The sequence below is a fragment of the Enterobacter cloacae complex sp. GF14B genome (genome assembly GCF_004136805.1).
In the GTDB taxonomy this organism is placed as follows: domain Bacteria; phylum Pseudomonadota; class Gammaproteobacteria; order Enterobacterales; family Enterobacteriaceae; genus Enterobacter; species Enterobacter hormaechei_C.
The window spans coordinates 1-10908 of sequence record NZ_QFRV01000109.1 but is presented as its reverse complement, the minus strand read 5'-3'; the positions used below and the strand labels follow the sequence as shown (position 1 = coordinate 10908).

The window sequence follows — 10908 nt, the reverse complement described above, 5'->3', positions numbered from 1 at the left end:
CAATGCCGGTGAACCCGCCCTCAAACGGCGCCAGCCATTTCTCCGGCGCGCCCTGTGCCCGGGCGCGGGCAAACTCTCGCGAAAGGGTGGCGTCATCGGGCAGTCCCATACGGCTTTCAGCGTCGACCACGTCGCGACCCATCGCCAGCTCGTAACCCAGTGAGGCGAGGATCTCCGCCACTTTTGCCGCAGTGCGAAACTCCACCCAACCGGATTCCGCGAAATGGTGGAAATCGCGACGCCATGCGCTCATTTGTGGGGCTAATGTCTGGATGTACTGCGCCAGTGCGTTCATATCTTTTCCTGTCATCATTAAAATATGTGAACTGCTTCACGCTGTGATAGTTTTTACTTATCACTAATCGTTTTTTCACAGTTTTAACCGTTCAGGAATTACCCTCGCACATCCGTTTCCATTAAAGTAGATGACAGTTTCTTTACTCTGATAAACAACGGTTATCGGTTGCGTTATGTCATTTCAGATTAAATTTCATCAAATCAGGGCGTTTGTCGAGGTGGCGCGTCAGGGCAGCATTCGCGGCGCCAGCCGGACGCTTAATCTTTCGCAGCCCGCGCTGACCAAATCCATTAAAGAGCTGGAGGAGGGTATGGCGGCCCAGCTATTTGTGCGCCGGAGTAAAGGCGTCGCGCTGACCGAGTGCGGGGAAGGGTTTTATCACCGCGCTAATTTGATTCTGGAAGAGCTGCGTGCAGCGCAGGATGACATCCGCCAGCGACAGGGCGAGCTTGCCGGACAGATCAATATTGGGATGGGAGCCAGCATTTCACGCAGCCTGATGCCAGCCGTCATTACGCGTTTTCATGCGCAGCATCCTCAGGTCAACGTCCGGATTATGGAAGGCCAGCTGGTGTCGATGATTAATGAATTACGTCAGGGTGAGCTGGACTTTACCATCAATACCTATTATCAGGGGCCGTACGATCACGAATTTACGTTTGAAAAGCTGTTCGAAAAGCCTTTTGCCGTATTTTGTCGGGCAGGACATCCGGCGACAGGGGCGACCTCAATTAATGAGCTTCTGCAATATAACTGGACGATGCCTACGCCCCGGGGAAGTTATTATAAGCAGTTGCAGGATACTTTTAACCATCGCTCTCAAATACCGCGAATTGGCGTTGTCTGTGAGACCTTTTCCTCCTGTATTAGCCTCGTCGCACAAAGCGATTTCATCAGCATTTTACCGCAGGAGCTGGGCTGCGATCCGCTTCTGGCGCACCGTCTGATAATGCTGCCGGTTGTCGAAACCCTGCCTAAAGCGGCATATTATTTAATTCAGCGTCGTGATTCTCGCCAGACACCGCTTGCCGAATCATTAATCACGCAGTTTCGAAGAGAGGCCAGAAAATTAATTTAATAAAAATAACAACAATAAAAAATAGAGTCTGCCCGACATCAGACAGACTCCACAGAACACACAGTCGTGCATCCTTTCGCGGATCCTACATGCATTATCCATTGGGCAGGTTTATTAAGTTATAACAGCTTTTTCTTAAAAGAGAAGGACGTTGAGTGATTGATTTCACGATTTTTTAACGTAATTTATTTAATTAATTACGGCTGAAATTTAAGTTAATGTTAGATTAAATTCATTGCGTCTGCGATTATCTGTTCGTTAAGCCATTATTTGAACCCGTGCCCGGGTGATTGAGACCCGCAACGGGCGCAGGTATAGTACATCACTCAGATGTAGCCGGAGGATTTCCATGAACCCTGACGACAAATCACTTTTTCTTGACGCCATGGAGGATGTCCAGCCGCTCAAACGCTGCACGGATATTCACTGGCAGCAGAGCCGCAACACGCGGGCGCGTCAGGAAATAGATACTGAGCAGCTCGATAACTTTCTGACGCTGGGGTTTCTGGAACTGTTGCCCCTTGACGAGCCGCTGATGTTCCAGCGTGAAGGGGTACAGCAGGGGGTATTTGATAAGCTGCGTTCCGGCAAATATTCCCGTCAGGCCAGCTTAACGCTGTTACGCCAGCCTGCGGAGCAATGCCGCCAGCTGGTCTATTCCTTTATTCGCCAGGCCGGACGTGACGGGCTACGCAACCTGATCATCGTGCATGGTAAAGGGCGTGAACAGCAGTCGCACCCTAACGTAGTGCGCAGCTATCTTGCGCGCTGGCTGACCGAGTTCGACGAAGTACAGGCCTTTTGCGAAGCGCAGCCGCATCACGGCGGCAGCGGAGCATGCTATGTCTCGTTGCGTAAGTCAGAGGATGCGAAGCGAGATAACTGGGAACGCCACGCCAAGCGCAGCCGCTAATCAGGCAGGCGGGCGATATGCCCGCCTGTCACTCAGAAGGTTTCCCAGTTCGCGTCAGCTGTATTCGCGCCTGCCGCTGACGGGCGCAGCAGTACGGGCGTTTTCACGTTTTTAGGGCGAGCCGCCGGCGATGCCTGAGCGTTCAGCCGGAATGCCGCCACGGCCTGACGCAGCTGTTCAGACTGATCTTCCAGCGCCGCCGCCGCCGTTGCCGACTCCTGTACCAGCGCGGCGTTTTGCTGCGTGACGCTGTCCATCTGCGAGACCGCCAGGCTGACCTGCTCTATACCGCGGCTCTGCTCGTCAGACGCCGAGGAAATCTCAGCCATAATATCAGTTACGCGCGTCACGGCCTCGACGATCTCTTTCATGGTCGCACCCGCCTCGCTCACCTGTTCCGAGCCGGTATTCACCCGGCTGACAGAGTTCTCGATAAGCCCTTTGATCTCTTTTGCCGCCTGCGCGCTGCGGCTGGCCAGCGTCCGTACTTCACCTGCCACGACCGCAAAGCCGCGACCTTGTTCCCCGGCACGGGCGGCTTCAACCGCCGCGTTGAGCGCCAGAATATTAGTCTGGAAGGCAATGCTATCGATAACGCCGGTGATATGCGCAATTTGCTGAGAACTGTCGGCAATGTCATTCATGGTACGCACCACGTTATCCACCACCTGACCGCCGCGTGCGGCGGTTTCAGACGCATTCTTCGCCAGCAGCGTCGCCTGGCGGGCGTTATCCGAGTTCTGTTTCACCGTGGCTGTCAGCTCTTCCATGCTGGCGGCGGTCTCTTCCAGCGAGGCTGCCTGCTGCTCGGTTCGGGCGGAAAGGTCGTTACTTCCGGCGGCAATTTCTCCTGCGCCCGTGTAGATAGAATCTGTGCTGCCGCGCACGGCGCTGACGGTGCTCACCAGCGACTGCTGCATCTCGTGCAGACCAGCAGCCAGCTGGCCCATCTCGTTGCGCCCGGTAATCGCGACATTTTGCGTTAGATCGCCGCTCGCGATGGTGCGAATATGGTTCATGATGGCGTTGAGCGGTTTCAGGAGCAGGTGCTGTAAACCCTGCCAAATCACCACCAGCACGGCGATCACGGTCAGGAAGATCGCCGCCAGCGTCCACTGCATCTGGGTAAAGCTGCTCTGGTTCTCTTCGGCGGCGGCTTTCAGCAGAACGTTGTTTTCAGCGCGCCAGCGGGTATAGACCGCCTCCATCTCATCCTGCGCCTGCTGGGCGTCCAGGTCGCCATAGGCCTGATAGTTATCTGCGCGCAGATACTCAATGGACAAGCGCATCACCTCGTGCATTTGCTTCCAGGCTTTCTGCATCTCTTCGGTGAGCGCGGCATTCTGGCCCTTCACCTGCGGAATAACCAGCCAGTTTTTGTAATAGTCTTCGGCTTTGGCCAGCGAACCGTTGGCGGTGCCCAGCAGCGTGTTGATCGCCGCGAGAGAGGCCGGATCGCGCTGGTTTTTCAGGTAGCGGATCGCCACGCGGGTAACGGTAACGCGCGTTTTCACCAGCGTGTTAACGCTGTCGCTCAGGCTTTCCTGTTGGGCATTGAGTAACCCGGAGTTCTGAAAGTTGTGACGATCGTTGTTAACGGCAGAGTAGAACAACCCTCCCGTGACAACTTGCAGCAGACAGAATATGGTGAGGGCAAAGATAATACCGGTAATCACGTGCAGATTTTTCAGCATGGCGGTCATCCGTAAGAGAAGAGGCAGGGTTACATCAATACTATCGTCGTAGCGAATTTAAACTTTAATTTTACTATTGCTTAACTAATGGTTTCGTTGCGGAACCTGTTGTAAATCCGGATCATTTTTTATGAGGAAGGTCAGCATGAGCAGCATAGATAAAAGCGGAACGTTCACGCTCGGAACGCGTACGGTTAAACGATTTGGCTATGGCGCGATGCAGCTTGCCGGGCCTGGCGTTTTTGGTCCGCCAAAAGATAAAAATGCGGCGCTGGCAGTGCTGCGTGAAGCGGTGGCGTTGGGTGTGAATCACATTGATACCAGCGATTTTTACGGACCTCATGTGACCAACCAGCTTATCTGCGAGGCGCTTCATCCGTACCGGGACGACCTTACGATTGTGACCAAGATCGGAGCCCGACGCGGCGAGGATGCCTCCTGGCTGCCGGCGTTTTCCGCGCAGGAGCTGACGCAGGCGGTGCATGATAACCTGCGTAACCTGAAGCGGGATGTGCTGGACGTGGTTAACCTGCGGATCATGTTTAGCGCCCACGGACCGGCGGAAGGCTCGATTGCCGCGCCGCTGAGCACCCTTGCGGAGCTGCAACAGCAGGGGCTGGTTCGTCATATTGGGCTGAGCAACGTCACCGCTTCGCAGGTTGCTGAAGCGCAGAAGATGGTTTCCGTGGTGTGCGTACAGAACATGTACAACGTTGTGAATCGCGGTGACGATGCGCTGGTTGATTCGCTGGCGCAGCAGGGGATTGCCTGGGTGCCGTTCTTCCCGCTGGGTGGTTTCACGCCACTGCAATCTTCCGGACTACAGGCGGTGGCGGATTCACTGGGCGCGACGCCGATGCAGGTGGCGCTGGCATGGCTGCTGCAACGCTCGCCAAATATCCTCTTGATCCCGGGAACCTCATCGGTGGCGCATCTGCGTGAAAACCTGGCGGCAGTCGATCTGGTATTGCCGCCTGAGGCGCTGGAGACGTTAAATTCTCTGGTGGGGTAATCCCGATACCAGCAAAAGCCCGGAGGATTTTTCGGGCTTTTGCTGTTTATGATCCAATCTGACTTCTTTGGCGGTGAAGCGCTAACGCTTCTGCCACGATTTCCTGCTTACTTTTCCGTGTTTCATACGCAGTAATGCGGATGTACTCCATCAGCGCAGGATCGATGCGCGCACTTAACATCCTGAGTTCGGCCTCCTTTGCGACACCGCGAGCAACACGCTTATCGGGATAATCACGGGCGGGCATAGAAAACGTCCTCCAAAAATTGTCTTGTTAATTTGTGCTGTAAAATATGCGCTAGTCTAAATATAAAGTCAACGTATAGTGTATGTGGAGTGATTTGTGGTTACTTTGTTTTGTTTTTATAGTCATGTGAAAGTCATTGCGTAGTGAAGTTTTATGACGCGTTACGCTTGTCTGTGCGTAAAAATTTACAAAACAAATAATCTTCATTGCTATAGGGGGTTATAAGCGAAGCGGTTAAGGCGTAGCCAGCCGCTTACGCTGACATGGCTTGATCGATACCTCAGTTAAAACTACTGTATATAAAAACAGTATGGAGGTGTTTATCATGATCTTTTTCAGACCCGCAGAGTTGCGTGAAATCGTTGCTATTCCACTTTTCAGCGACTTAGTACAGTGCGGCTTCCCCAGCCCGGCAGCGGATTATGTAGAGCGGCGTATCGATTTAAACGAGTTATTAGTCGCCCATCCCAGCTCCACTTACTTTGTCAAAGCCGCCGGTGACTCGATGATAGAAGGGGGGATCAATAACGGTGATTTGCTGGTGGTGGACAGTTCCCGCAAGCCTGAGCATGGCGATATCGTGATTGCGGCGGTAGAGGGCGAATTTACCGTGAAGCGCCTCCAGCTGCGTCCCAATATTCAACTCAACCCCATGAACAGCGCCTATTCACCGATTATTGTCGGCAGCGACGATACGCTCGATATCTTTGGTGTAGTGACGTATATCGTGAAATCCGCGAGCTGATCGTGTTTGTGAAGCTTAATTAATAGGCAATAAGTTAATTCTCATCATGCAAAAATCTTACGGCACCTGGGCTGTCTTGTCGGCAAACCTGATATTCATCGCATAAGCCGGAACTTGCTGGTCAAATATTCTGGTATTGGCGAATTACAGAGTGATATCCCATTTTTTTTTATTTTGTTATGTTCCTGCACTTTAGTGAGTTTTCTTTTCTTCCGACAGAATACATTTTGTCTACATTATAATTTTAATTTATGATTCGCACACGAACAATTGATGTTACGCAGGGTTTTAGCATCGTGGCAGTCAATAAAACCCTGCTGTTATAAAGTAATCAGGAGATTCATTTTTATGTCAGACAATAATCCCCGCTCATCCGGCTGGTTAGGCCCGTGGTGCCTGCTGGTGGGTGTGATACTTCTTGTAACGGGGCTCTTTTTTGCTATCGGCGGTTTTAAACTGGTTTCCCTGGGGGGGAGTTGGTATTTTCTCATCGCCGGGGTTATCACTCTGCTCTCTGCGATTCAGTTCTTCCGCCGCAAGTCCTCTGCCGTGGGGCTGTTTGCCCTGGTGTTTCTTGGCACCCTGATTTGGGCATTTTTCGATGCCGGGCTCGACTTCTGGCCGCTGGTTTCCCGTTTAATGGTACCCGCCGGGCTGATGGTGCTGGCAGCTGCCACCTGGCCTGCATTGCGTAAACGTGAAGGAAAACCGTCCTGCGCAAAAGGGGCCCTGGGGGGCTGCGCGGTCCTTATTATTGCCATGGGCGTCACCTTTGTTCAGATGTTTCAACCCCATCCGACCGTGCCGTTTAGCGGTGAAAAACGTCCGCTGGTACCGGTAAAAGATGATGCGAAACAGCAGAACTGGGATCACTACGGTAATACGGCCGGCGGTAGTCGCTTTGTGGCGCTGGACCAGATAACCCGTGACAACGTGAAAAACCTGAAACCGGTCTGGACCTACCATACCGGTGACGTACCGGAAAGTCCGGACGGCAATGGCGCAGAAGATCAGCAAACGCCGCTACAGGTTGGCGATCGTGTCTTCCTCTGTACGCCGCATAACAACGTGATCGCCGTGGATGCCGATAGTGGGAAAGAGATCTGGAAAGCGGAAATCAACGCCAAATCTGCAATCTGGATGCGCTGCCGTGGCCTGGCATACTTTGATGCCACCAAACCGCTGGCACAGCCAACGGTAGCGGGCTCCACGCCGGTTTTGCCAGCGCAGGTCGCACCGGGCGCTGCATGCCAGCGCCGTATCCTGATGAATACTATTGACGGTAAGCTGATCGCGTTAGACGCCGATAACGGCAAATTCTGCCCGGACTTCGGTACTAACGGCAGCGTTAACCTGCATGAAGGGATGGGCGACGCGTCAGATCCCACCTACGTGCTGACGTCGGCCCCGACGCTGGCGGGTACGACGGTTGTCGTTGGTGGCCGCGTTGCGGATAACGTCAGCACCGATATGCCGGGAGGCGTTATACGTGGTTATGACGTGATCACCGGCCAGCTGCGCTGGGCGTTCGACCCGCGTAATCCGGATCCGAACTATGTTCTGAAGCCGGGCGAACACTACAAACGTAGCTCTGCAAACTCCTGGGCCCCTATGTCCTGGGATGCGTCGATGAATACCGTGTTTATCCCGATGGGGAGTTCCTCCGTCGACCTGTGGGGCGCTGACCGTATTCCGGAAGATCATAAATACGCCACCTCAATCCTCGCGCTGGATGCGACTACCGGGAAAGAGAAGTGGGTATACCAGACCGTGCATAACGACCTCTGGGATTTCGATATCCCGATGCAGCCGAGCCTGGTTGATTTCCCGACAAAAGAGGGCAACAAGCCCGCGGTGGTGGTGGGCACCAAAGCGGGGCAAATTTATGTTCTTGATCGCCTGACGGGTAAACCGCTCACTGAAGTGAAAGAGGTTCCGGTAAAACCAGCGGATATTCCACGTGAACAGTACCCGGCAACGCAGCCGCGCTCTGTGGGGATGCCGCAGATTGGCGCGGAAACCCTGAAAGAATCGGATATGTGGGGGGCGACGCCGTTTGACCAGCTGGCCTGTCGTATCAGCTTCAAATCAATGCGTTATGACGGTCTGTACACGATGCCGGGGACCGATATTTCCCTGAGCTTCCCGGGCTCGCTGGGGGGAATGAACTGGGGTAGTCTGTCCACGGATCCGAACAACCAGTACATCTTCGTCAACGACATGCGTCTGGGTCTGTGGGTCCAGCTGATTAAACAAGATCCGCAAAGCGCAGTGGCAAACACGGGCGGTGAAGCCGTGAACGCCGGTATGGGCGCTGTTCCGATGAAAGGAACGCCGTATTCGGTCAACAAAAACCGTTTCATGTCACCGCTGGGTATTCCGTGCCAGAAACCACCGTTTGGCTCTCTCTCTGCGATTGACCTGAAAACACAGAAAATCGTCTGGCAGGTGCCGGTCGGTACCGTTCAGGATACCGGTCCGTTTGGGGTAAAAATGCGTATGCAGATGCCTGTCGGTATGCCGACGCTGGGCGGTACGCTGGCCACGCAGGGCGGTCTGGTCTTCATTGCGGGAACCCAGGATTACTACCTGCGCGCCTTTGATTCCTCTACGGGGGAAGAAGTGTGGAAAGCGCGTCTCCCGGTGGGTAGCCAGGGCGGACCTATCAGCTATGTATCACCGAAAACCGGCAAACAGTACATTCTGATCTCTGCCGGCGGTGCACGCCAGTCGCCGGATCGTGGTGACTACGTGATTGCCTACGCGCTGGATAAATAACAGCGAAATAAGCAGCCTGGCCCCGTCGTAGTACGGGGCTTTTTTTTGACTAAAAACCACGCACAGGAAGAAAGCTGCGGTTCCGGTCAGCCCGTGAAAAGCACCCGCCAGCGACGGCGAGTCATCTCGCGCCATAGCGCGACTATCTCGTCAGGTTGCAGGGCATCAATAGCCTGCGGCGTTAACACCGGCAAACCATAGCGCTGGCGCAGGGCGGCCACTGCCGTGGCGCTGGCATCCATCGGTGAGCGGATCTGCGTCGCCAGCTGCTGTCGCAATAGGCTGAACTCGGATTCATCGCACAGCGTCAGCTCTCGCAAAAATCGTTTGCAGCAACCCAACAGGTTCACGGGAGAACGATCAGGCGACTGTAACGCCAGCAGCAGGCCATCGCGATCGGCAATACGCTGATAACGACAGCTGACCACGTAGCCAATCTGCTGTTCCACGCGCAGGCGCTGGAAAAATCGCGGTTCGCAGCATAACGCCAGCAGCCGCAGCGCGGCGAGCGACGCACCCGGCGGCAGGGGAATAAACACCAGCAGCGCCGAATCCGCGCTGGCGTGCGGAATGTGTTCGACCCCGCCGGGACAATCGCTTAACGGCAACGGCTTAGCGTTAACCGGCGCCCGGAGCAGGCCAAGCTGCCGGGCTAACCCGTGCGCGTGTCCGGCGCTGCCGCCAGCTAACGCCGCCAGCCAGCCATTCCGTGACGGTTCCGATGCCAGTCGTTCAGGCAATTGCTTAAGCAACTGACGGATCGCAATGCCATCTGGCGCAGGCGTAATAGCCGGTGTGGGGCGGGAGAGGCGATCGATTATCGCCCCGATGATGGGTTCCGCCATCACCACGGCGTCAGGAAGCCGCAGGGTTAGCTGCCAGCTACCGTCAACCGTTTGCCACTCGCCGCTGCCGCCGATATGGCGCATTTCAGCCAGAAGAGGGCGTAATTGTTTGCCGATCGCCACCCCCTGTGACTCGCTTACGCGCGAATAAAAAGGCTTGCGGAGGATCAACGTCGGCGGTTGTGCCTGCGCCGGTAAATGCAGCAGCGGAACGGCTTCTGGCGTCAGGGCTGGGGCAGAATATTGGGCAGCCTGCGGGTAGAAGGAAAACGCGATGGGGCTCTCATCCGCAACCGGCTGGCGACGCCAGTGGCTAAGCGGCAGGGCAAATCCCTGGCTGGAAATTGTCCCGGCGGCTTCCATTTTTTTGCAGGCCAGATATGAGGTGGGCGCCGCCAGTAAGTCGGCACAGAAGGCGGAAAAATCAACCGGCGCCGCGCCGGGCGCAAAACCAAACGCCCGCTGGCGAAGCTGGTCAAGGGCCGACAGGGCGCTAAAGCGCTGCTGTGCCAGCCGATAATAATGCCGCTGTTGCTCTTGCGTCGTTTGCTGTAGGGCCCGCAGCCAGCGCGTGATTTGCGCGTCTATGGCCTCGGGCCGTTCGCCGTCAAGCGTTAGCGCCAGCCAGCCGTAATCGTCATCCTGATAAAGCCAGTCCAGCGATACCTCTTCTGCCAGCCCGCGCGCCCGCAGCCCGTCAATCAGGCTTCCGGGGGCCTCATCCAGCAAAAATTCCCGAAGCAAGGTGACGTTGTCACTTTTTCGGATCAACGGACAGCGCCACAGCGCGGGTCGCTCCGTCACTGCCAGCTGATAATATGCTTCAGCGCTAAGGCGTAACGGGGGGGCGGCTTCAGGCACGCCACCTGAAGCAAAACCTGTCGAAAACGTATGGGCAAGCTCGGCTAACGCATCCAGCGTTTGCGGTCCCTGTAGCCACAACTGCAGGTGTCCGGCCACATAATAGCGGCGATGAAAGTCGCGCAACGCGGCGTGCAGCGATCCCGTGTCTTGCCCCAGAGAATCATGGCTACCCACCTGAAAACGGCGAAAAACCTCCGGTTGTTCCATCGCGTGGCGCGCCGCGGCTTCGCGCCGGGCGGCATCATGCTGCTGGATAAGCCGGTTTTCCGCATCAATGACCGCCACTTCGCGCTGGATGTCCTGCCGGGAAAGCAGCGGCGCCTGCAACATATCCCGCAGTCGCGCGACGCCGTCGGACAGGTTATCGGCGGCAACGTCGAAGAAAAAAGCGCTGTGGCGAGCCAGCGTGGTGGCATTGACGTTGCCGCCCTGGC

The 10908-nt window shown here is 55.4% G+C and carries 8 protein-coding genes and 1 pseudogene; 5 read left to right on the top strand and 4 right to left on the bottom strand.

All coding sequences use genetic code 11. The annotated features are described in order from the left end of the window. Positions 1-295: pseudogene (locus DD606_RS22415) on the bottom strand (peptidase M20); the annotation flags it as partial. A gap of 175 nt (positions 296-470) precedes the next feature. Here DD606_RS22415 and DD606_RS22410 point away from each other — a divergent pair. Further along, a complete protein-coding gene (locus tag DD606_RS22410) occupies positions 471-1376 on the top strand; it encodes a LysR family transcriptional regulator (RefSeq protein WP_003857524.1) in 906 nt (301 codons plus the stop codon). Between the two features lie 349 nt (positions 1377-1725). Beyond that, positions 1726-2289, top strand: a complete 564-nt coding sequence (smrA, locus tag DD606_RS22405) for a DNA endonuclease SmrA (RefSeq protein ID WP_050871153.1) — start codon at positions 1726-1728, stop codon at positions 2287-2289. 32 nt (positions 2290-2321) lie between these two features. Here smrA and DD606_RS22400 read toward each other — a convergent pair whose 3' ends face one another. Next, on the bottom strand, positions 2322-3983 hold the full coding sequence (locus tag DD606_RS22400) for a methyl-accepting chemotaxis protein (protein ID WP_129259154.1): 1662 nt from the start codon (positions 3981-3983) through the stop codon (positions 2322-2324). Positions 3984-4128: 145 nt separating this feature from the next. Here DD606_RS22400 and DD606_RS22395 point away from each other — a divergent pair, with 145 nt between their 5' ends. Then, positions 4129-4995, top strand: coding sequence for an aldo/keto reductase family oxidoreductase (locus DD606_RS22395; protein ID WP_022651043.1), 867 nt, complete (start codon positions 4129-4131; stop codon positions 4993-4995). A gap of 46 nt (positions 4996-5041) precedes the next feature. Here the strand turns inward: DD606_RS22395 and DD606_RS22390 are convergent, their stop codons facing one another. After that, complete coding sequence (locus DD606_RS22390; protein WP_003857516.1) at positions 5042-5242, bottom strand: hypothetical protein; 201 nt, start codon at positions 5240-5242, stop codon at positions 5042-5044. Positions 5243-5567: 325 nt separating this feature from the next. On the opposite strand from DD606_RS22390, the gene DD606_RS22385 reads away from it, so the two are divergent. Together DD606_RS22385 and DD606_RS22380 are read left to right on the top strand one after the other, a co-directional pair. Next, complete coding sequence (locus DD606_RS22385; protein WP_003857514.1) at positions 5568-5987, top strand: translesion error-prone DNA polymerase V autoproteolytic subunit; 420 nt, start codon at positions 5568-5570, stop codon at positions 5985-5987. A gap of 348 nt (positions 5988-6335) precedes the next feature. Then, entirely contained in the window at positions 6336-8765 is a 2430-nt protein-coding gene (locus tag DD606_RS22380) for a glucose/quinate/shikimate family membrane-bound PQQ-dependent dehydrogenase (protein WP_058662716.1), read from the top strand. 86 nt (positions 8766-8851) lie between these two features. Here DD606_RS22380 and pqqF read toward each other — a convergent pair. Continuing rightward, on the bottom strand, positions 8852-10908 hold a 2057-nt coding region (gene pqqF / locus DD606_RS22375), incomplete at its 5' end, for a pyrroloquinoline quinone biosynthesis protein PqqF (protein WP_129259152.1).